The sequence below is a fragment of the Rahnella sp. EDr1-12 genome, from assembly GCF_049206505.1.
In the GTDB taxonomy this organism is placed as follows: domain Bacteria; phylum Pseudomonadota; class Gammaproteobacteria; order Enterobacterales; family Enterobacteriaceae; genus Rahnella; species Rahnella rivi.
In genome coordinates, this window is the sequence record NZ_JBLZNY010000002.1 from 701,982 (window position 1) to 723,677 (window position 21,696).

At 53.6% G+C, this 21,696-nt stretch carries 22 protein-coding genes; 11 read left to right on the plus strand and 11 right to left on the minus strand.

Annotation, left to right across the window (positions count from 1 at the left end; all coding sequences use genetic code 11):
* Positions 1–10 precede the first annotated feature (10 nt).
* From csgC to ACO0U8_RS12550, 3 genes are all read right to left on the minus strand, one after another.
* A complete protein-coding gene (gene csgC / locus ACO0U8_RS12540) occupies positions 11–340 on the minus strand; it encodes a curli assembly chaperone CsgC (RefSeq protein ID WP_056774196.1) in 330 nt (109 codons plus the stop codon).
* Positions 341–430: 90 nt separating this feature from the next.
* Positions 431–907, minus strand: a complete 477-nt coding sequence (gene csgA, locus ACO0U8_RS12545; RefSeq protein WP_056774191.1) for a curli major subunit CsgA — start codon at positions 905–907, stop codon at positions 431–433.
* Positions 908–956: 49 nt separating this feature from the next.
* Positions 957–1,445 carry a curlin gene (locus ACO0U8_RS12550; RefSeq protein ID WP_122097480.1) on the minus strand — a complete coding sequence of 163 codons (489 nt, stop codon included), beginning with the start codon at positions 1,443–1,445 and terminating at the stop codon, positions 957–959.
* An 878-nt stretch (positions 1,446–2,323) separates the two neighbouring features.
* Here ACO0U8_RS12550 and csgD point away from each other — a divergent pair.
* From csgD to csgG, 4 genes are all read left to right on the plus strand, one after another.
* Positions 2,324–2,974, plus strand: coding sequence for a biofilm master transcriptional regulator CsgD (gene csgD, locus ACO0U8_RS12555; protein WP_421670897.1), 651 nt, complete (start codon positions 2,324–2,326; stop codon positions 2,972–2,974).
* 4 nt (positions 2,975–2,978) lie between these two features.
* Positions 2,979–3,374, plus strand: a complete 396-nt coding sequence (gene csgE / locus ACO0U8_RS12560; protein WP_056774379.1) for a curli production assembly/transport protein CsgE — start codon at positions 2,979–2,981, stop codon at positions 3,372–3,374.
* A 60-nt stretch (positions 3,375–3,434) separates the two neighbouring features.
* Positions 3,435–3,827, plus strand: coding sequence for a curli production assembly/transport protein CsgF (gene csgF / locus ACO0U8_RS12565; RefSeq protein WP_056774376.1), 393 nt, complete (start codon positions 3,435–3,437; stop codon positions 3,825–3,827).
* A gap of 72 nt (positions 3,828–3,899) precedes the next feature.
* A complete protein-coding gene (csgG, locus tag ACO0U8_RS12570; RefSeq protein WP_056774181.1) occupies positions 3,900–4,733 on the plus strand; it encodes a curli production assembly/transport protein CsgG in 834 nt (277 codons plus the stop codon).
* A 66-nt stretch (positions 4,734–4,799) separates the two neighbouring features.
* Here csgG and ACO0U8_RS12575 read toward each other — a convergent pair whose 3' ends face one another.
* Positions 4,800–5,258 (minus strand): nuclear transport factor 2 family protein, encoded by a 459-nt coding sequence (locus ACO0U8_RS12575; RefSeq protein WP_421670898.1) that lies wholly within the window; start codon positions 5,256–5,258, stop codon positions 4,800–4,802.
* Positions 5,259–5,445: 187 nt separating this feature from the next.
* Here ACO0U8_RS12575 and ACO0U8_RS12580 point away from each other — a divergent pair, with 187 nt between their 5' ends.
* On the plus strand, positions 5,446–7,254 hold the full coding sequence (locus ACO0U8_RS12580) for a DUF4153 domain-containing protein (protein WP_421670899.1): 1,809 nt from the start codon (positions 5,446–5,448) through the stop codon (positions 7,252–7,254).
* 100 nt (positions 7,255–7,354) lie between these two features.
* Here ACO0U8_RS12580 and alaC read toward each other — a convergent pair whose 3' ends face one another.
* Positions 7,355–8,614 (minus strand): alanine transaminase, encoded by a 1,260-nt coding sequence (gene alaC / locus ACO0U8_RS12585; RefSeq protein WP_421670900.1) that lies wholly within the window; start codon positions 8,612–8,614, stop codon positions 7,355–7,357.
* A 132-nt stretch (positions 8,615–8,746) separates the two neighbouring features.
* Entirely contained in the window at positions 8,747–9,280 is a 534-nt protein-coding gene (locus ACO0U8_RS12590) for a GNAT family N-acetyltransferase (protein ID WP_056774372.1), read from the minus strand.
* Between the two features lie 157 nt (positions 9,281–9,437).
* Here ACO0U8_RS12590 and ACO0U8_RS12595 point away from each other — a divergent pair, with 157 nt between their 5' ends.
* Together ACO0U8_RS12595 and ACO0U8_RS12600 are read left to right on the plus strand one after the other, a co-directional pair.
* A complete protein-coding gene (locus ACO0U8_RS12595; protein ID WP_056774166.1) occupies positions 9,438–11,141 on the plus strand; it encodes a sensor histidine kinase in 1,704 nt (567 codons plus the stop codon).
* A 72-nt stretch (positions 11,142–11,213) separates the two neighbouring features.
* Positions 11,214–11,969, plus strand: a complete 756-nt coding sequence (locus ACO0U8_RS12600; protein ID WP_056774163.1) for a LytR/AlgR family response regulator transcription factor — start codon at positions 11,214–11,216, stop codon at positions 11,967–11,969.
* 29 nt (positions 11,970–11,998) lie between these two features.
* Here ACO0U8_RS12600 and glk read toward each other — a convergent pair whose 3' ends face one another.
* On the minus strand, positions 11,999–12,964 hold the full coding sequence (glk, locus tag ACO0U8_RS12605; RefSeq protein WP_056774369.1) for a glucokinase: 966 nt from the start codon (positions 12,962–12,964) through the stop codon (positions 11,999–12,001).
* Between the two features lie 319 nt (positions 12,965–13,283).
* Between glk and ACO0U8_RS12610 the strand changes: the two genes are divergently transcribed.
* The gene (locus ACO0U8_RS12610; RefSeq protein ID WP_056774160.1) at positions 13,284–14,546 is read left to right on the plus strand and encodes an ion channel protein; all 1,263 of its coding nucleotides are present in this window, start codon (positions 13,284–13,286) and stop codon (positions 14,544–14,546) included.
* Here ACO0U8_RS12610 and ACO0U8_RS12615 read toward each other — a convergent pair.
* Positions 14,543–15,241: an aspartate/glutamate racemase family protein gene (locus tag ACO0U8_RS12615; protein ID WP_421670901.1), complete on the minus strand. Its 699-nt coding sequence runs from the start codon at positions 15,239–15,241 to the stop codon at positions 14,543–14,545. The genes ACO0U8_RS12610 and ACO0U8_RS12615 overlap by 4 nt on opposite strands.
* 102 nt (positions 15,242–15,343) lie before the next feature.
* Positions 15,344–15,817 (minus strand): multidrug/biocide efflux PACE transporter, encoded by a 474-nt coding sequence (locus tag ACO0U8_RS12620; RefSeq protein ID WP_136376826.1) that lies wholly within the window; start codon positions 15,815–15,817, stop codon positions 15,344–15,346.
* Between the two features lie 145 nt (positions 15,818–15,962).
* On the opposite strand from ACO0U8_RS12620, the gene ACO0U8_RS12625 reads away from it, so the two are divergent.
* Positions 15,963–16,850: a LysR family transcriptional regulator gene (locus ACO0U8_RS12625; RefSeq protein WP_122097472.1), complete on the plus strand. Its 888-nt coding sequence runs from the start codon at positions 15,963–15,965 to the stop codon at positions 16,848–16,850.
* On the opposite strand, the gene ACO0U8_RS12630 is transcribed toward ACO0U8_RS12625, so the two are convergent.
* Positions 16,839–18,497, minus strand: a complete 1,659-nt coding sequence (locus ACO0U8_RS12630) for an alpha-keto acid decarboxylase family protein (protein ID WP_421670902.1) — start codon at positions 18,495–18,497, stop codon at positions 16,839–16,841. The two genes, ACO0U8_RS12625 and ACO0U8_RS12630, sit on opposite strands and share 12 nt — an antisense overlap.
* Before the next feature lie 322 nt (positions 18,498–18,819).
* Here ACO0U8_RS12630 and mgrA point away from each other — a divergent pair, with 322 nt between their 5' ends.
* Both mgrA and ACO0U8_RS12640 read left to right on the plus strand, forming a co-directional pair.
* Positions 18,820–19,809 carry an L-glyceraldehyde 3-phosphate reductase gene (mgrA, locus tag ACO0U8_RS12635; RefSeq protein WP_217204580.1) on the plus strand — a complete coding sequence of 330 codons (990 nt, stop codon included), beginning with the start codon at positions 18,820–18,822 and terminating at the stop codon, positions 19,807–19,809.
* Between the two features lie 158 nt (positions 19,810–19,967).
* Positions 19,968–20,393: a DUF2502 domain-containing protein gene (locus ACO0U8_RS12640; protein ID WP_072158081.1), complete on the plus strand. Its 426-nt coding sequence runs from the start codon at positions 19,968–19,970 to the stop codon at positions 20,391–20,393.
* Between the two features lie 70 nt (positions 20,394–20,463).
* Here ACO0U8_RS12640 and ACO0U8_RS12645 read toward each other — a convergent pair whose 3' ends face one another.
* Entirely contained in the window at positions 20,464–21,693 is a 1,230-nt protein-coding gene (locus tag ACO0U8_RS12645) for an Nramp family divalent metal transporter (protein ID WP_056774135.1), read from the minus strand.
* Between the last annotated feature and the right edge of the window lie 3 nt (positions 21,694–21,696).

Genomic DNA, 21,696 nt, shown 5'->3' on the forward strand with positions numbered 1-21,696 from the left:
GATCCTGCGGTTACGCATCACCCGGCAACGTTATCTGCTTTTCCAGACGCAGCGTACCGCCGTCTGTTACCGTGATCATGATTTGCGTTTTACTGCCCGGCTGCACGGCAAAGCGCATCTGCCCGAGCGGCTGTGGCTGATTGGCAGAAAGATTGACGTTGCTGCTCTGGCGGCTGGTGCTGTTGCCCGCGCTGCCTTGTTGCGAAACGGACACCGCTACCTGGCAGGCGCAGGCTTTGGTGAGGCTGACCATCGGGGTGATGACGTAATTCTGCGCCTCATTATGCGTATCAAACCAAAGCTGATTGGACATGACGGCGGCGATCAGGAGTAAATGCATAGCCTTTATTCTCCGGGTTCAGTCGAAAAAAAACAGGGCTAGTGCCCTGTTCTGCTTTGCTCCTCCCCTTCGCAGGGGAGGAATGGTTAATCAGTTTTGACTGGCGTAGGCCAGGTTAGCTGTACCAAGCTGGGTGATGCTGGTCAGAGAACCGTTTGCGCCTTGTGAAGCCTGCGCGTAGTTGCCTGAACCGTTTTGAGAAACAAGCACTTTACTGCCGTTAGCGGATTGCGACACGTTAGCCGTGTTGTATTCGCCTTTCTGCGCCACACTGATCAGGCTGCCGTCGCCAGTCTGATTCGTGCCAGAGGTGTTTCTGAACCCGTCCTGATTTACCGCAGTCAGCGATTTCTGCGCACCGGTTTGAGTGGCATTCGCCAGGTTAGCAGTACCCTGCTGGTAAATCTGAATTTCAGAATTCCACTGGGTGGCCGTGAATGTCGGCACTGTTGATGGAGGTGTAGAAGGACCACCACCACCGCCGCCGCCACCATGATTTTGACCCGTTGCAAATGCACTGCCACTAACGACTAAAGCGGAGACTGCCACAATTTTCCAAAGTTTCATGATGCTACCCCATTGATTTAATATCGGATGTCATAAGAACGTATGTTTTTTAATGCTGTGTCACTCTAATCGCCATTCCTGACGAGTTTTGCACGACGCCGCTACTCTGGTTCGTTCCATTCTGGCGTATCTCAGTCACACTCCGGCCTTTTTGCAGAATGTAAGCTGTGTTACCAAAATTCTGTTGCGTAATGGATGAATTCCCGCCACCGGTTTGCGATATATAGGCAAAGTTATCGCTGCCGCTTTGAGAAATATCCGCATTATTTCCATTACCTCTTTGTTTTATCAGCGCAGTATTTTCTGAGCCAGACTGCCGGATAACGCTCGTGCTGCCGTTACCTGTTTGATTGCTGTAGGCCATATTGCTACTGCCATTCTGATAAATCGCCGATGTATTCCCTGATGAATTTCCCGCACCTGCATAATAGATTTCAGCGCTGCCGGCACTTATCTCCGGAAAAGCCATATCATATTGTTGTGCGTTAACGACCCAGGATGCTGAAAGTAATGCCAGGGTCAGTAAAGTCTTTTTCATTTCGTCACCCTGTATTAAATCCGGAGAACAATTTCTTGCTGACCGGTTTTATTGCTGTTGACGAATTGATTATGGAGTTTAAGAAAAATAAGGAACTCACCCGCACGTCGTATTTTAATTTCCGGCTTCATCAAAAAGTATGAGTTGCCCCTTCTCATGCGGATTGACCAGTACATTCTGGTTAAAGGTCAATACGGCTAATCTGGTGCATGGCATTAATCCTAAAGTAACGGGAAAGAGTCATTTCATTAATCACACAAATGCAACTATTCTTAATGGCTCGGGAACGTTCCCTCCAGCAATAAAGCGATCTGCCGCACATTTCCGTTGCTTATAATTAGGCGAAAAACGCCGCCACACCGCCATTCCAGCCACTTCCTATACCTTTCCATAGGGTTCTGCCCCCTGCCACCTAAGTTAAATCGATTATTAGAGCGGGTGGTATTTGAGTTATTAAAGCAGAATGATGAAGTGTATTGCAGAATTTGGAGAATATTTTCGGAGAGGGAATGATTAAAATCGCTGGGTTAACAACGGCAAACGTTAAGATTATGTAAACCCCGTTACTTTAATTTTATTGAACAGGATTTACATTGCGCATGGCAATACATTAGGAAAACTTTATACATTTTACGTTACATTTTGAAACACAAATAGGCCTTGCGTAAGAGAGGCCAAACGCTAAATTGAGTCAGTACCGCACATGAAACGACCTGAAAATATTATGTGCACCAGGTTGTGTTTATTTTCTCTTTTTAGATATACACAGCAAACATACAGCTATAGATTTAGCAAAATAAGTTAACAGCCTCATTATTGCCTTTCTTTAATCAGGCAACAGAAGGCCGTGGCTATAATAATCAAGGCAGGGTTTGATTATGCTTAATGAAGCGGCGATCAATAATAATATTCTTTTATTAGTGACGAAACCGTCATTACAGGCCAGTGCTTTATTGCAGCAATTAAAACAGCAACTTTGTGTCAGTACCCGACTCCATAACATTCAAAAGTCCTTAGAGGATCAATATCTTCATCAGACATTAATTCTCTTCGACATGATGGAGGCAGATCGCCGCACCATTGAGCAGTGGCAATCGGCATTACACCATTATCACGACAGCGTGAAACTGTTGTTACTCAATACGCCTGACGAATACCATTTTCGTGAAATAGAAACCTGGCCGCGGATAAGCGCCGTGTTTTATCTCTCAGCCGATGAAAGCAATCTGGTGGAAGGGATCAAAAGCGTGATCCGTGGCGAATGCTATTTCTCGCAGGGCTTTGCCAGCTACCTGATCAATCAGTCGGGATCCTTTCGCCATCTTCACTCGCAAGACACCGGACTGACCCATCGCGAGAAAGAGATCCTCAATAAATTACGTGTGGGGGCGTCGAACACGGAAATTGCGCGGCTGTTGTTTATCAGCGAAAACACCGTCAAGACGCATCTTTATAATTTATTTAGAAAAATCTCGGTAAAAAACCGCACTCAGGCGGCGTCCTGGGCCAACGATAATCTCAAGCGCTGACATCATGAGACTTTACAGCAAGACCTTGTGGCTGTGGCTGGCATTGCTTTGCGGCGCCTGCCTGCATGTTCATGCAGCGGAAATTAAAGATCCCGGCCTGGTCATCGATCACACGGTGACCTCGGTCGGCCATGATTTTTATCGCGGTTTTACCGATAAGTGGGACCGCAATTACCCGGAAACCATCACCATTTCAGAAAGGCCCAGCGCACGCTGGGGCAGCTGGATCAGCGTCAAAATAGGCCAGGACACGCTCTACCAGACGCTGTTGTTCCCAAATCGTCGCAATTTTAATAAGGACGTCGACACCGCCATAGATGGCGTCACCGAGGCGCTATCACGTCGCCAGTTAGACAAGGCGTTACTTGGCACCGGGGATCTTGCCCATGATGAATTTTAATGCACAGCCTCTTTTAAGGAGAGCATCGTGAATATTCCAGTCTCAGTCCCCCGCTCGGTGATGCTGCTGGCGTTACTGACGGCATCCCCGCTTTCCTGGGGCGGCAGTATGGTCTTTCAGTTTGTTAACCCGAACTTCGGCGGCAACCCGAACAATGGCTCGTTTCTGCTCAATGAGGCGCAGGCGCAAAACTCGTACAAAGATCCGGACAGCTATGACTTTGGAACGTCCGGCACGTCGGCGCTGGATAACTTCACTGCCTCGATTCAGTCGCAACTGCTGGGCACGCTGATGGGCAACATCAATCAGGGTAAACCCGGCAGGCTGGTGACGCAGGACTTTATTGTGGATATCCAGAATACCGACGGGCAGCTGGTGATGAATGTCACCGACCGTCAGACCGGCAAAGTGTCCACCATTCAGGTTCAGGGTTTGTCAGCAACGACTAACTGATTCCGACGAACAAAATCCCCAAAAAATTCGATACGAAATCGAAATAAGAAGGGAAAAAACGGGAATGAGATCATGCGCAATTATTTATTACTCATCGCAGTTTTTGTGTTGAGCGGGTGCCTGACAGCAGCACCTAAAGAAGCCGCCAGACCGACATTATTACCGCGTGCGCCGAGCTACACCGACCTGACCCATCTGCCGCCTCCGCAGGGACGGATATTTGTGTCGGTGTACAACATTCAGGATGAAACCGGTCAGTTCAAGCCGTATCCGGCCAGTAACTTCTCGACGGCGGTGCCGCAGAGCGCCACGGCGATGCTGGTGTCCGCACTGAAAGATTCGAAATGGTTTATACCGCTGGAACGTCAGGGGCTGCAAAACCTGCTCAACGAACGCAAAATTATTCGCGCCGCGCAGGAAAATGGCAGCGTCGCCATCAACAACCAGCGGCCGCTCTCCTCGCTGGTGGCGGCGAATGTCCTGATTGAAGGCTCGATTATCGGCTATGAAAGCAATGTGAAATCAGGCGGGATTGGTGCGCGTTACTTCGGTATCGGCGCCAGCACGCAGTACCAGTTGGACCAGATAGCCGTGAACCTGCGTGCTGTCGACGTCAATACCGGGGAAGTTCTGTCGTCAGTGAATACCAGTAAGACGATATTGTCGTACGAAGTGCAGGCCGGGGTGTTCCGCTTTATCGACTATCAGCGTCTGCTGGAAGGCGAACTGGGCTATACCACCAACGAGCCCGTCATGCTGTGCCTGATGTCGGCCATTGAATCCGGGGTAATTTATCTGGTCAATGACGGTATCGACCGCAATCTGTGGCAGTTGCAGAATCCGTCGGATATCAATTCACCGATACTTCAACGCTACAAAAACACTATTGTCCCTGCCGAATCCTGATGAGAGGCAGTTGGCGAAGGGAAGTGGCGGGTTGAGGCCGCTTCCCTTCTTTTTTTAGGACCAACCTCAGGTTTTGTTCTCCTGAGTTTTCACGGCTTGCTGGTAATTATTAACGCGCTTTTTATCTTCAAGATTAAAATCGGGATCAAGATAAATGCTCAGCCGTTTGATCAGCAACGCGTCAAATTCAAACACCGTACAAAAATGATGACGCCCCGCCTGAGACGTTGGCCAGCGGTCACCGTTTTGCATCACGCCGCGCATCTGCCCTTCCAGCACCAGAGTGTCGCCGTCACACAGAAAGTGAAATGCGTCCTGAATATGCTGGATTTTGTCGATCTCCAGCGCAAAACGTTTTCCCAGTTCTCCCAGTGAGGATTTGCCCTGCGCGGTGCCAAACTTAGGAAAGAACAGTTCGACGTCTTCCGTAAAAAGATCTAATAAGGAAGCATCGGCCTGATCCAGTTTGGCGTAAAAAGTCTTCACAACGTCAATGCGCTTTTCTTTCAATGGTTGTTCTGTCATTTTCCACCTCGAAATCACTCCCTCACCCTCAAGCCTAGTGACTGTCGCTGAATTTGCCAGTTATGTGGCCGGGCTCACAAAAGCCAAACGCCGCCAGTTCAAAGAGATTTCTGCACTCTGCGGCGTAACCCATTACACTTGCAGGATTGTTTACGTTCATTTCCCCTTACATTTTGGAGAGTCACGGATGTCTCAGTTCACTCGCGCAGGCAGCGTTATGCCGCCTGTTCCGACTTCCGCCCGGGCGGTCATCATCGCCATATGCGTGTTGCAGGGACTGCTGCTGTATTTCTTCCTCTCGCACCCAGCGTCTCCCGCGCTCGAATCCCTGAGCCATAATATTTACGGCCAGACTATGGCATTTACATTACCGGTCCTGATTTCGTTATCGGTCGTGCACCTGAATTCCCGCCGTTTCTGGGGCGGCATAGCCGTGCTGACGTTGCTGCTGGCGGGGATGGCGGCGTGGCTGAAAAGCAACATGACCGGCGCGCCGTCAGAGGCGGTGCTGTTTCCTTTCTGTCAGTCTTTGGTTCTGCTGGTTTACTTTGTGCTGCCGTGGTTGCAGGTGCAGTCTTTCCCGCCGGACACCCGTTACCGCTACGCAAATCTGGCGGCATGCTATTCGCAAAATACGCTGTGCCTGATGCTCACCGTGCTGCTGATGCTGCTGACCCTGGGCGTGATGGCGCTGTGTGCGGCACTGTTCAGGCTGATTGGCATTGAGTATTTCCACACGCTGTTCTTCGATACGCCGCTGTTTATGTGGCTGGTTTACGGGCTGCTGCTGGGCATCAGTATCGTCACCTGCCGCACCCACCCGTCGCTGATGAACACCACCAAAAACATTATTCGTTTTATTCTGAAAGGCTTACTGCCGCTGGTGGCGTTCGTGGCGCTGTTGTTCCTGTGCGCCCTGCCGTTCACCGGGCTGAAGGCGCTGTCCGATGCCTGGTCTGCGGCCAGCCTGCTGACCATCATGGCGATGAGTGTGCTGGTGCTGGTGAACGTGGTGCGCGAAGCGGATAACGCCTCGAAGCCGTATCCGCGATTCATCCGTCTGCTGGTCAATGCGGCCATTCTGCTGCTGCCGGTGTATGCCGCGCTGGCGATGTACGCGACCGGTTTACGTATTGCGCAGTACGGCTGGACGCCTCAGCGTCTCTGGGCGGTGCTGACCATCGGGGTGACGCTGGTGGCCTCGTTGTGCTACAGCCTTTCGGTGATCGACAAACGTCCGGACTGGCTGCCGCGCATCACCCAGTTAAACAAACCGCTCTCGCTGCTGGTGGTTTTGCTGGTGATCGCTGTTAACAGCCCGCTGCTCGACCCGTACCGTATCAGCGTGAACAATCAGATTGCCCGTTTAGACCAGGGTAAAACGCAGGCGAAAGATCTCGATTTGCATATGCTGCGTTTCGATACCGGCCGCCGGGGCAACGACGCGCTGAAGGCGTTGCAGCAAAATCCGGCGTTCGTGGCCGATCCTCATCTGCTGGTGCTGTTGAAAAATACCCTTTCACAGACGTCGCGCTGGGGTTCTTATGACGTGGAAGATGCCGCGCAGGCCGCTAAAGATTACCGTGCAGAAAATGCGAAGAAGATGATCCAGCTGGCGAAGGGATCGGTTCAGCCTGAAGATGCCTGGTGGAACAGCCTGCCTGAGCTGGAAAAATACCGCAGTACGCTGCGCGATTGCCTCAGCCTGCAAGGCGTGTGCATCGTCAACACCCTTGAACTGAACAACGACAAACAGAAAGAAGTTTTCCTGTGTAATACCCTGGATCCGAAATCGGTTAATTGCCGGGTGTACGCCAGAAAGGCGGGGAAATGGACCGAAGCCGGTGAACTGTATCTGTATGATGAAAAAAACAGAGAAGAGATCATTCAGGCTTTGCGTAACGGGGAGGTCAAACCGGTAGCGCGCAGAGAGTCAGACGTGCAGATTAAGGGCAAACGGCGGGTGATTCATTACAACAATGATAGTGAGCAGTAAGTGACACATCCTGAATGACGCGTCGTGAATAACCCGCGTCTTTGTCCTTCACCGGCAGGCCACAGCGCCTGCCGGTTTAACATCATATCAACGCAACCTGTTACGGCGTGACGGTCGGATCCTGCTCCACGGGCGGATCACCCGCGGTTTTCTTCGGCGGCAGCAAACCGTCGGCGCGGAACATCGCTTTGATCCCACGAACCGCCTGACGAATACGATCCTGATTTTCGATCAGCGCGAAACGCACGTGCGTATCACCGTAATCGCCAAAACCAATCCCCGGAGAGACGCAGACTTTAGCATCGGCCAGCAGACGTTTGGCGAACTCCAGCGAGCCTAAATGTGCGTAAGCCGGAGGAATTTTCGCCCAGACGTACATGGAAGCCTTCGGATTTTCCACCATCCAGCCCGCTTCATGCAGGCCGCGCACCAGGACATTACGGCGCTGGCGGTATTGCTCGGCGATGTCTTTCACACATTGCTGATCGCCTTCGAGTGCCGCGATGGCTGCGACCTGCAACGGCGTGAAAGTGCCGTAATCGTGATAGCTTTTGATGCGTGCTAACGCGCTGACCAGCTCCGGGTTACCGACCATAAAGCCGATGCGCCAGCCCGCCATGTTGTAGCTTTTTGACAGCGTGAAGAATTCCACTGCGATGTCTTTTGCGCCCGGCACCTGCATGATTGACGGCGCTTTCCAGCCGTCATACACGATATCGGCATACGCCAGATCGTGGATCACCAGCACGTCATATTGTTTTGCCAGGGCCACCACGCGCTCGAAGAAATCCAGTTCCACGCACTGCGCCGTCGGATTGGACGGGAAGCCGAGGATCATCATTTTCGGACGCGGAATGGTTTCGCGAATGGCTTTTTCCAGCTCAGCGAAGAAATCCACACCTTCGGTCAGCGGCACGGAACGCACCTGCGCACCGGCGATCACTGCGCCATAAATGTGGATGGGATAACTTGGGTTGGGCACCAGAACGGTGTCACCGTGATCGAGCGTCGCCAGCATCAGATGCGCCAGCCCTTCTTTCGAGCCGATAGTGACGATAGCTTCACTTTCCGGATCAATCTCGACCTGATAGCGATCGGCGTACCAGCGGGAAATCGCCCGGCGCAGACGTGGAATACCGCGTGACGTCGAATAGCCGTGGGTGTCTTCGCGCTGCGCCACCTGCACCAGTTTTTCAACGATGTGCGGCGGCGTCGGGCCGTCGGGGTTGCCCATACTGAAATCAATGATGTCTTCGCCGCGATGGCGCGCCGCCATTTTCAGCTCAGCGGTGATATTGAAAACATAAGGGGGAAGACGATCAATACGTGAAAAACGACGTGGTGAACTGGAATCAGCCATAATTTCCTCGAGGATACGTAAGCGCCCGGACCGTCCGAGCGACGCTGGCCGCATTGCGGCCTTCCACGAACATAACGCAGACTCAAAAAACTGTCGAGAGTGTGAACGCTCTTTTTTAGCGTTGCCCGGTTCTCAGCGTGGATCGTGCTTCAGCAACCCCAGCAGCCAGTCATTCTTCCATTCATCGCCAATGCGATAACTGTCGCGCAACAGACCTTCCATCTGAAAACCACATTTCTCCAGTACGCGGCGTGAGGCGTCGTTGCCTTCGAGCACATTGGCTTGCAGCCGGTGAAAATCACAGTGGTCGAAAGCAAAATTCAGCACTTCACGCAGGGATTCCACCGCGTAGCCTTTGCCCTGATGCTCAGGTGCCAGAATAAATCCGACTTCCGCCTGCTGATAAGGCCGCCAGTCAGGGAAGAATCCGGTCAGCCCCACCGCTGCACCGGTCTGTTTTTCACGGATCAGCAGACACAACCAGAAATCGCTGTAACGATCCCAGTTACCGAGCCGTTGTTCAAAGCGACTGTGGATCTGAGCGGGGGTATCAAGGTTGCCAATAAAACGCATGACGTCAGGATCCTGATACAACCGCAGGAAAAAAGCCCAGTCATCGGCCTGGAGCGGTTGCATGTGAAGCCTTGCGGTCGAAAGCGAAATCATCATCCGAACTCCTTTGCTGTCAGCAAATTATCCCTGTTTTTATTGTGCCATGACAGGCTGAACGCCGTCTGTCTGGTGGTCAATTACGGGTGTTTTACATATAATAAACCACGATTTAATTTAGCGTGATTATACAATGTCGCGCAGAGAACCTGCCATGCAACTCATGTTCGATATGCTGCTGGCGGTCTTTGACCGCGCGGCACTGATGCTGATCTGCCTGTTCTTCCTCACGCGTACCCCGCTGTTCCGCAAACTGCTGCACAAAGAAAATGAAAACCATACGGCACTGGAACTGACCGCCGTGACGGCGATTTTCTCATTGTTTGCCATTTTCGGTACGCTCTCGGGGATCAACGTGGAAGGGTCGCTCATCAACGTGCGAACCATTGCCATTATGTCCGGCGGGATCCTGTTCGGCCCGTGGGTCGGCATTATCACTGGCGTGATCTCCGGCACTCACCGCTTTTTGATCGACATCCACGGCCCGACGTCCCTTCCCTGTCTGATCACCAGTATTACCGCCGGTTTTCTCTCGGGCTATATCAATAAAAAAGTCAAAAAAGCGCTGCACTGGAAAGTCGGCATTCTGGCGGGAATGCTGTGCGAAACCCTGACGATGGTGCTGATCCTGCTGATGGCGCGGCCTTTTTCGCTCGGGCTGGATATCGTGATGAATATCGCCGCACCACTGATCCTCGGGGCCAGTTCTATCGGCCTGATTGTCTTGCTGGTGCAAAGCGTCGAGGATGAAAAAGAGGTGATTGCCGCCCGGCAGGCGCGGCTGGCACTGGATATTGCCAATAAAACGCTCCCCTATTTTCGAAATATTAATGCAGAATCCCTGGCCAGTATTTGCAGCATTATCCGTGATGATATCGATGCCGATGCGGTCGCCATCACCGATAACAAAAATATTCTGGCCTACGTCGGCGTGGGGGCAGAAGAATACAATATTGGCCATGAAACGCTCAGTGAGATGACCAAAGCCACGCTGGAAAGCGGTGAAATTACGGTGAAAAACAACGATGAAATGCACCGCACGCCGCAAATTCACTCGCTGATAATTATTCCGCTGTGGGAAAAGGGCGAAGTTACCGGCTCACTGAAAATCTATTATTGCGATCCGCACCGCATCACCTATTCGCTGAAAGTGATGGCGATCGGCCTGTCGCAAATTATGTCTACCCAGATGGAAGTGTCGCGCACCGAGCAACTGCGCGAAATGGCCAACAAAGCCGAAATGCGGGCATTGCAAAGCAAGATAAACCCGCACTTTCTGTTTAATGCCCTCAATGCCATTTCCTCTTCGATCCGCGCCCGCCCTGACGTGGCGCGCCAGCTGGTGATCAATCTCTCCCGTTATTTGCGCTACAACCTGGAACTGAACGACGAGCTGATCGATCTGCGCAAAGAGTTGCATCAGGTGCAGGATTATATCGCCATCGAACAGGCCCGCTTTGGCAGTAAACTGACGGTGATCTACGATATTGATGACGACATTTCGGTAAAAATTCCCAGCCTGCTCATTCAGCCGCTGGTGGAAAATGCCATCGTGCATGGGATCCAAAAGTGCAGCGGTAAAGGCGTGGTGGTGATTTCAGTGAAGCACCATGCCAATGGCGTGTGGGTTTCGGTGAAAGATACCGGCCACGGCATAAATCAGGAAACCATCGATCGTGTGGCACGCAATGAAATGCCCGGCAATAAAATCGGCCTGCTGAATGTGCATCATCGCGTCTCTTTACTGTATGGTCAGGGGCTGGTGATCCGCCGCCTCGAACCCGGCACGGATATTTCGTTTTTGATCACACAATCCCCGGCAAAAATCACGGCAGCCCCCGAGAGCACTATAGCCTGACCATGTTGAGGGAATTTCTCTGCTTTATTTCTGTCGCCCGCTTTTCGGGCGCTCGCACCGGGGGATAATTCCGTGAAAGCTATTATCGTCGAAGATGAAGTTCTGGCTCAGGAAGAGCTGAGTTATCTCATTAATACGCACAGCAGCATCAAAATTGAAGCCACCTTTGATGACGGACTGGACGTGCTTAAATATCTGCAAACCCATGAAGTGGATGCTATTTTTCTGGATATCAGCATCCCTTCGCTGGACGGCGTGTTACTGGCGCAAAACATCAGTAAGTTCGCGCATAAGCCTTACATCGTGTTCATTACGGCCTATAAAGAACACGCCGCTGAAGCCTTTGAAATCGAGGCTTTTGATTACATTCTCAAGCCGTATCATGAGTCACGCATTGTCACCATGCTGCAAAAGCTGGAGTCGCACTTTGCGAGGGATAAGCAGAGCGGCAGTAAGCCTGAAGATGTCCATCCGGCGCAGGGCAGCGCTAACCGCGTCAGCCACAGCATTAATCTGATCAAGGATGAGCGGATTATCGTGACCGACATCAATGATATTTACTACGCCGCCGCGCAGGAAAAGGTGACGCAGGTGTATACCCGCAAAGAAGAGTTCACCATGCCGATGAACATCACCGAACTCTGCAACCGCCTGCCGGAAGAGCATTTTTTCCGCTGCCATCGTTCGTATTGCGTGAACCTGTCAAAGATCCGCGAGATCGTGCCGTGGTTTAACAACACCTATATTTTGCGGTTGAGTGATTTGGATTTTGAAGTGCCGGTAAGCCGGAGCAAGGTGAAAGAATTCAGACAGTTAATGCGGTTTTGATGACTCCCCCTTCGCAGGGGGAGCTTTTTTTAGATCGTCATACCCATCGACTGACGCAAATACGCGCCTGCGCCAAGCAATCCTGGCTGATCGTGTGTGATCAGGAATACCGGGATATCCATCAGGTAATCTTTAAAGCGGCCTTTATCTTCAAACGCGGCACGAAAACCTGACGCTTTGAAGAATTCCAGGAAGCGCGGAACGATGCCACCGGCAATATAGACCCCGCCAAATGTGCCCATGTTCAGCGCCAGATTCCCGCCGAACCGCCCCATGATCACGCAAAACAGCGACAGCGCGCGGCGGCAGTCTACGTTTTCATCCGATAACGCCAGCTCGGTGACGTCTTTCGGTTTGAAGCTCTCCGGCACGCGGTTATCAGATTTCACGATCGCGCGGTACAGATTGACCAGCCCCGGCCCCGAGAGAATGCGTTCGGCAGACACGTGACCCATTTCAGTACGCAACTGCTCAAGAATGATGTCTTCTTCTTCGCTGTTAGGTGCGAAATCCACATGTCCGCCTTCGCCCGGCAGGCTCAGCCACTGTTTGTTGGCATGGATCAGATGAGCCACACCCAGGCCGGTGCCCGCACCGTAAATCACTGCCGGTTTGCCATCCAGCGCTTTCTTACCGCCGAACTGCAACAGATCAGCCTCTTTGAGCATCGGGATCGCCATGGAAACGGCGGTGAAATCGTTGATCACTTCCAGATGTTGCAGGCCGAGACTTTGTTTCATTTCGGCAATGGAGAACGCCCAGGTGTGGTTAGTCATCGCCACCCAGTCGCCGGTGATCGGGCAGGCGATCGCAATACAGGCATCTTCAACCTCCTGATGCTGCTGCGCGAGATACTCACGTACCGCGGCTTCGAGGCTGTCGTAATCCAGCCCGGAAAAGGTCTGAGATTGTGAAATCTCGCCGCTGTCTAAGGCGCACAGCGCCAGACGACAGTTGGTGCCCCCGACATCGCCCACCAGGGAGTATTTAGTCATGTTATTCTCCGCAAAAGTAAATTCGTTATACTGCGCATCCACGCCAGAAATGCTGTGCTCATGAGTACGCTGCCAGACACCCTGATGTAAGGGGTGGTCATCAATAAAAGCGACTGGCGAATGCCTGCAATGGGGCAGAGCTGACAGATTCGTGTGGGCAAAATAGCGGTAATTGCTATACGCTGCAATGCAGTTTTGTACCAACGCACATTTATGCGGCATGTCACACAAAATAATGTCGGCCACCCGCAAACTGACCTTGCTGATATTCATCTAAGCTATCAGGGCAATCAAAATTATATAATAAGGAAATCATTGCATGTTTCATCCTCGCGCCAGAATCATGCTGGCTTTTGCCCTGCCCGCAATCGTTATTGGTGTCATGTCCAGCCTGATCCTGGTTTTGGTCATGATGATGTCAGGCGCGCTGCAAAATCTGCTGTGGCAGTACATTCCTGACGTTCTGCACGTCAATACCCAGTCAGCCACCTGGACACTGTTCATGCTAACGCTGACCGGGATTGGTGTCGGTGCGTTGATCAAGTATATGCCTGGCCACGCCGGGCCGGATCCGGCGACGGAATCGCTGATCGGCGCCCCGGTGGCGGTCAATGCGCTGCCGGGACTGGCACTGGCGCTGATGGTCGGGCTGGCGGGTGGCGTCAGCCTCGGGCCGGAACATCCGATCACGGTGATCAATATCGCGCTGGTCGTCGCGCTGGGTTCGCGTCTGTTGCCGAAAGTGCCGACCACCGACTGGGTTATTCTGGCTGCCGCTGGCACTATCGGCGCGCTGTTCGGCACGCCGGTGGCGGCGGCGCTGATTTTTTCGCAAACCCTCGGCACCAATAAAGATGTGCCTTTGTGGGATCGCCTGTTCGCACCTTTGCTCGCCGCCGGTGCGGGCGCGCTGACGACCGATCAGTTCTTCCAGCCTGATTTTTCACTCAGCATTCCGTCGTATGACAGCTCCCGTCTGATCGATATTTTTAGCGGTTCAGTGGTGGTGCTGATTGCCATTGCGCTGGGGATGATTGCCGTGTGGCTGTTCCCGCATCTGCACCGGATGTTTTACAGCATTCATGATCCGATTATCCGGCTTGGGGTTGGCGGGTTTGTTCTGGGATTGCTGGCGCTTATCGGCGGGGAAATCACGCTGTTCAAAGGGCTGGATGAAATGAAGGAGCTGGCCCACTCGAACCAGCTTTTTGAGATGGGGCCGCTACTGGCGATCACCCTGACCAAACTCGCGGCGCTCGTGGTGGCCGCGGCCTGCGGTTTTCGCGGCGGGCGGATCTTCCCGGCGGTGTTCGTCGGCGTTTCGCTGGGGCTGATGCTGCACCAGTATGCGCCTGACGTACCGGCGGCGGTGACCGTATCCTGCGCCGTGATGGGAATGGTTCTGGTGGTCACGCGCGACGGCTGGCTCAGTTTGTTTATGGCCGCCGCCGTGGTGCCGGGGCTAAAATTGCTGCCGCTGTTGTGCATTGTGATGCTGCCAGCCTGGCTGATGCTGGCAGGAAAACCGCTGATGCAGGTGGCTAAACAGCGGCTGGGGCGTCAGGATCCGGAAAAAGATTAATCCTGCGTTAAGGCAAACTCCGCCGCCGCCAGCGCATGAATGGCGGTGGTGTCGAAGACCGCGACGCGCGCGTCTTCCGCGCCCACCAGCAGGGTGATTTCCGTGCAGCCCAAAATAATGCCTTCAACGCCCTGCTGTTCTAATTTGCCAATAATCCGGCGATATTCCTCGCGGGAATCTTCCTTGATGATGCCCAGACACAGCTCGTCATAAATGATGCGATGAACGATCGCGCGGTCAGCGTCATCCGGCGTCACCACGTCAATCTGATGTTTTTCCTGCAAACGCCCGCGATAGAAATCCTGCTCCATGGTGAAACGTGTGCCGAGCAGCCCGATTTTACGCAGCCCCTGCCCTTTAATTTTTTCTGCCGTGGCGTCCGCGATATGCAGAAGCGGCAAACCGCCGATGCGTTCGATATCACCGGCCACTTTGTGCATGGTGTTGGTACAGACCACAATCACTTCCGCCCCTGCGCGCGCGAGAGAACGGGCGGCATTGCCGAGGATTTCACCCGCCTGCTGCCAGTCGCCGGCCATTTGCAGTTTTTCGATCTCATAGAAATCGACGCTGTAAAGAAACAGTTTGGCCGAATGTAATCCGCCGAGCTGCTGTTTTACGTGTTCGTTGATCATGCGGTAATACGGCACCGTGGATTCCCAGCTCATGCCACCAATCAGCCCTAACGTCTTCATTTTCGCCCCTGAGGTTACGTGTTGAGCAAAACCATAACTGACAAAAAGCCCGCAGACAAAGAAAATGTCTGCGGGCTTTTTCGGGCATTCAGCGAGGTGAAATCAGTGTTTAGCCGCGCAACGCTCGGCCGCCAGTCGGCGGTTCATCCAGCGCTGACGCAGGGTGTCGTAGATCCAGTTGTAGGCGACGGTATACGGCAGGAAGAACAGGAAGAACCCGATTTCCAGCATGAAGGCATCCAGCAGTCCGATACCCAGCCACAATGCGGCAATCGGCAGACCAATCATGATAAATCCGCCTTCAAAGCCCAGCGCATGCGCCACGCGGATTTTAAATGTCCGCACCACACGGGATACAGGCCAGAACCGGTCAAAAATGCTGTTATAAACGATGTTCCATACCATCGCCGTGGTAGACAGCATAATGGCCAGTGCGCCCATTTCCCAGACCGGTTTATTGAGTAGCCACGCCGCCGCAGGGGCTGAAATCAGCACCGCCAGCGTTTCAAAGCCAACCGCATGAAAAATGCGCTCGCCGAACGTTTTCTGAGAGATATTCCGTGTTTGCTTAGACATAAAAACCTGCCTGATTCCTGAAATTAAAAAGGGGTGACGGTTGTCACCAGGCAGGCATTATCATTATAAAATGAGATAGGTAAAAGATAGAAAGTATTGATAAAATCGATAGATCGCCGTTCAAAGAGACTCACGGAGCCTGATTATGCGTTATTCACCCGAAGCCCTGATGGCCTTTGTGGAGGCCGCCGACGCGGGATCTTTTTCCGCTGCCGCCCGTAAACTGCGTAAAAGTCAGTCCACCGTCAGCACCGCCATTGCCAATCTGGAAGTGGATTTGGGCGTCACGCTGTTTGATCGCCAGAGCCGACATCCGGTGCTGACGCCTGCCGGGCAGCGCGTGCTGAGCCATGTTCAGGCCATTCTGGCGGCCAGTGAGCGTCTCGATGAACTGGCCGTCCGGTTATCCACTCAGGTGGAAACGCGGCTGACGTTTGTGCTTTCCGATACTTATCAGCCGACACACCACGAAGCGTTGCTGCGCCGGTTTGAGCGCCGCTATCCCGATATCGAATTTGAGTGTCAGATAGCGGAAGATCAGGACGTGATCGATCTGTTGCAGTCCGGCCGGGCGCATATCGGCATGGTGGAAGTGCAGGATCACTATCCGCCGGATATTGGTGTGGCGCGTCTTCCGGAGCAAACGGATATGTCGATTTTTTGCAGTAAAGCACACCCGCTGGCGAGTATTTCCTCTCTGCAACCCGAACAGTTACACACCTTCCGCCAGCTGTGTCTGCAACCCTACAGCCGCCGTGAAATGCCACGGGCGCAGGGGCAGATCTGGTCTGCGCCGAGCTACCTGATGCTGCTGGAAATGGCAGAGCAAGGGTTTGGCTGGGCCACACTTCCCCACTGGCTGGTGAAGCAGTTCGGGCATGACAAGCTGGTCAGCCTGCCGCTGCGGGGCTGGCCGAAGAGAATTTCGGTGGATGCGGTGTGGAGTAAAAATAATCAGCCCGGCCCGGCGGGAAGCTGGTTCATCGACCAGCTGATTGACCCGCCACCGCCGGACGCAGAATTACTCCCCTGAATTGCGTTTCGCCAGAGATCGGGTGACAGAATCCAGTAACGCGGGGATATCCATTTTAGGCAAAATCACTTCAATCCAGGCCATCCGCCGTTTGGCACCGGCCTGTTCTATCGCCTCTTTCAACGCCTGCGGCGAATCCGCCCGCGCGCTGAACACTTCTTTGCCGCCAAACGCCGCCGGGAACTGCGTCCAGTTCCATTGCGCAATATCGTTATAGCGCTGAGTCTCACCGTGGATCGCCCTTTCCACGGTGTAACCCTGATTATTAATGACGAAAATCACCGGCGGCAAACCATAGCGGATCGCCGCGCCCAGGCCCTGAAGGGTCAGTTGCGCAGATCCGTCGCCGATCAGCAAGACCACGCGGCGATCAGGTGCGGCGATCTGCACGCCAAATGCGGCGGGCAGCGTAAAGCCGATTGAGCCCCACAAAGGCTGGACCACGAACTGGCAATCCTGCGGCAAGTTCAGCGCCGCGGCACCAAAACAGGCGGTGCCCTGTTCCGCCACCAGCACGTCGCCGGGTTGCAGAAAGGCCTGAATTTGTTGCCAGAAGGCATATTGATCCAGGCTGTCATCCGCAGGCTGCGGGAGTGTGGTGCGTTTAACCGCGTAAGGCGGCCATTGATCGGCCCGTTCCGCCGTCAGGCGATGCAACACGCTGACGGTTTTTTCCAGCGGAAGCTGATGGAATATCTGATTGCCGACGCGGGCGGAAAATGGCTGGAGATCGATACATTTTTCGGCAGGAAGTTGCTGGGTAAAACCGGCGGTGATGGTGTCGGTAAATTTCACGCCGATGCTAATCACCACGTCAGCGCCCTCAATGGCCTCTTTGGTCGAGGCGGCGCTGGCGGCACCGGAATACGTCCCGGCAAAATTCGGCTGCTGCTCGTTGAACAATCCTTTGCCCATCAGCAGCGTGGAGTGCGCCAGCGGCACTTCCTCCATCCATTGCTCGAGCGCGGCCTTCACGCCAAAGCGATCCGCCAGAAAATCGGCCAGCAGGGAAACGCGTCCGGCGCTGCGCAGTTTGGCATCCGCCGCCGCCACAAAGGCTTCAAGAGACGAGGCGGAAAACGCCGGTTGCCGCGCAGGAATCGCATGGGCGCGGGTACTGACGGGCAAGGCGGCCACGTCACTCGGCAGTAAGAGGTAGCCGGGGCGCGAGAAATAGATGACGTCTTCAATGACGCGGTCAATTTCGGCCAGCGCATTTTCCGGCGTCAGTGACGCCTGCGCCACACTCACCGGCTGCGACATGCGCATGAAATGGCTGAAATCGCCATCGCCCAGGGTGTGATGGAGTAATTCGCCTTTGCGCTGCGCTGAGAGGGGCGGAGCGCCGACGATATGGATAACCGGCACATATTCGGCATAACTGCCCGCAATACCGTTCAGCGCACTGAGTTCACCGACGCCAAAGGTGGTCAGCAGCGCAGCGATACCTTTGGTGCGCGCGTACCCATCAGCACCATAGGCGGCATTGAGTTCGTTGGTACAACCGATCCAGGTAATTTGCTGATGGCTGATGACGCTGTCGAGGAATTTCAGGTTGTAATCGCCCGGCACGCCAAACAGCTCCGAGATCCCGCTAAATGATAAGCGGTCTAAGAGATAGTCCCCTACGGTATAGATATTATCCATGACGATCCTCTGTTAAATAGAAAGTAAACAGTTAATCCCACTAGCGTAAGTATTACGCCAAACCGGGGAATAGGATATTTTTTATTCGAAAAAAGACGTGGCAACGCAGAGTTACAGTGCTGCACTGCGATCTCGTACGGGCAGCCCCTGAACAGTATAAGTAATAGCGGGAAGGAATAGCCCTGTTTTTCAACGGTAACGCGCCGTAAGGATTGTTCTGGTTGTGATCGTGGTAGCTGGAATTGTTAGTGAAAGCGCATACACTAAAAGGGTTTTTATCTGATTCCTTACACGACACCTACCTCAAACAATAAAGGTTCCTATGCCGTATCTTGCTAGTTCAAACCGTTACGAAAAGATGGAATATCGTCGCTGCGGCCAAAGCGGCCTGAAACTGCCTGCCGTTTCTCTCGGCCTGTGGCATAACTTCGGCGATAACGCGCATTTTGAGAATGGCCGCAATCTTATCCGTCATGCTTTTGACCACGGAATCACCCACTTCGACCTCGCCAACAACTACGGGCCACCACCGGGCTCGGCAGAACAGCATTTTGGCCGTATTTTGCAGGAAGATTTACTGCCTTATCGCGACGAACTGATTATCTCCTCCAAAGCCGGTTACACCATGTGGGACGGCCCGTACGGAGACTGGGGTTCGAAAAAATATCTGGTCGCCAGCCTGAACCAGAGCCTGAAACGCATGGGGCTGGACTACGTCGATGTCTTCTATCATCACCGCCCGGATCCTGATACGCCGCTGGAAGAAACCATGGCCGCGCTGGATTTGATCGTGCGCCAGGGTAAGGCGTTGTATGTCGGGTTATCGAATTATCCGGCTGACCGCGCCAAAGCGGCATTCGACATTCTCAAACAGCTGGGAACGCCGTGCCTGATCCATCAGCCGAAATATTCCATGTTCGAGCGCTGGGTTGAAGCCGATTTGCTCGATACGCTGGCAGATAACGGCGTAGGCTCCATCGCCTTCTCACCGCTCGCCGGTGGCGTGCTGACTGACCGCTATCTGGCAGGTATTCCGGAAGATTCCCGCGCCGCCAGCGGCAGTAAATTCCTCACCACCGATCAGCTGACCGAAGAAAAGCTGGCGAAAGTCCGTAAGCTGAATGACATCGCGCAGGCCCGTGGACAAAAACTGTCGCAGATGGCGCTGGCGTGGGTGTTGCGCGGCGACCGCGTGACGTCAGTGCTGATTGGCGCCAGTAAAACCAGCCAGATTGACGATGCGGTGGGCATGGTGGCAAACCGTCACTTCACTCAGGAAGAGCTGACTGCCATCGAAGCAATTTTAGTGTAAGCGTTTACCCTGACGGTGAAAAAACATCTCTTTATGGAGGCTGAGTAAGGATTCCGTTAAGGGTGGGTAAATCAATCAAAACAGGATTGCCCCCATAGAATAGCGGGTGCCTTCACCTTATAACTGTCAGCATAAATTATAAGGAATCTGGGGGCATCATGATTAAGCCTTTACTGTTCGGTACATTATTGTTCGCATTGCTTCCTGCCGCAGCGCCCGCTGTGCAGGCCAGCAGCTTTAGCCTGAGCACGCCTGGGCTTTCAATCAATATCGGTGACCGCGACCGTCGTGGTTATTACTGGGATGGGTATGACTGGCGTGATGCGGGCTGGTGGAACAATCACCGCGGGCGTTACTACGGTGAACGCAGCCATCGCGGCTATTACTGGGATGGCGGCCGCTGGCGCGATCGCGGCTGGTGGGATAACCGCTCTCATCATCGTCCGCCTCCGCCGCGCTATTACGGGCGTCCGCATTATGATCATCCTGGCCGCGGGCCGGATAGGGGTCATGGTCATGACAGAGGTCGCGGCCCGGACCGCGGACACGGTGACCACCGGGGTCATGGCGATCACCGCCATTAATCCGCGAAGATCACAGATAAAAAAACGGGACAGTTTGCGCTGTCCCGTTTTTTTTGCAGCGATGCAGTGATTATTTCAGCATGCCGAACAGCAGATAGAGATTCAGGCTGACAACAATCAGGACGATCACCCGCCCTGCCCACTGCACGGTTTTGGTGTTGGTCATCTCACCCATCAGATGGCGGTTACCGGTAAACGCCAGCAGCGGCAACAGCGCCAGCGCAATCCCGAAACTCAGCAAGACCTGGCTCATCACCAGAATGCGCGTCGCATCCAGCCCCATCAGGATCACAATAAAGGAAGGCATCATGGTGACCACGCGACGCACCCAGATCGGAATGTAGAACTTCACGAAGCCCTGCATCACCACCTGCCCCGCCAGGGTACCCACTACCGTTGAAGACAAACCGGCAGCCACCAGACTCAGGCCAAAAGTGGTAGCGGCGGCATGGCCGAGTAACGGTTGCAGTGTCAGATAAGCCTGATCCAGCTCGCTGATACCGCTGTGACCGCTGAAGTGGAACGCGGCAGCGGCGGTCGCCATCATCGCCAGATTCACAAAACCGGCGATGGTCATGGCGATCCCGACATCCAGCTTAGTAGCAGAGTAACGCTGTTCTTTCGATGCCTTACCGGCCCGCTGGGTCAGTGAGGAGTGTAAATATATGACGTGCGGCATGATGGTCGCGCCGAGCACACCGGCAGCCAGATAAACAGAATCACTGGTGGGCAGAGAAGGGATCAGCATCCCTTTGCCGAGCGCCAGCATGCTGGGCTGCGAGAAGAAGAGTTCGACGATATACGCCGCAGCCACAAACAGCAGCAAACCGGCAATCACCAGCTCAAGCGGTTTTTGTCCACGCTTTTGCAGACCGAGGATAATAAAGGTGGCAATACCGGTAAGCACCGCGCCCTGCAACAGCGACACGCCGAGCAGTAATTTGAAACCGATCGCCGCGCCGATGAATTCCGCCAGATCGGTCGCCATGGCGATAATTTCAGCCTGCACCCAGTAAGCCCAGACAGCCGGACGGGGAAAACGATCGCGGATATGTTCAGCCAGGTTTTTGCCGGTGGCGATACCCAGTTTGGCAGAAAGAAGCTGGATCAACATCGCCATGACGTTAGCCCAGACCACGACCCACAGCAGCTGATAACCGTAAGAAGCCCCGGCCTGGATGTTTGTCGCAAAGTTACCCGGATCGATGTAACCGATGGCGGCAATAAAGGCCGGTCCCATCAGCGAAAATTTCATCTTTCTGGATGCGCGGCCTGAAGATTCGGTCCGGCTGTTAAACATAAT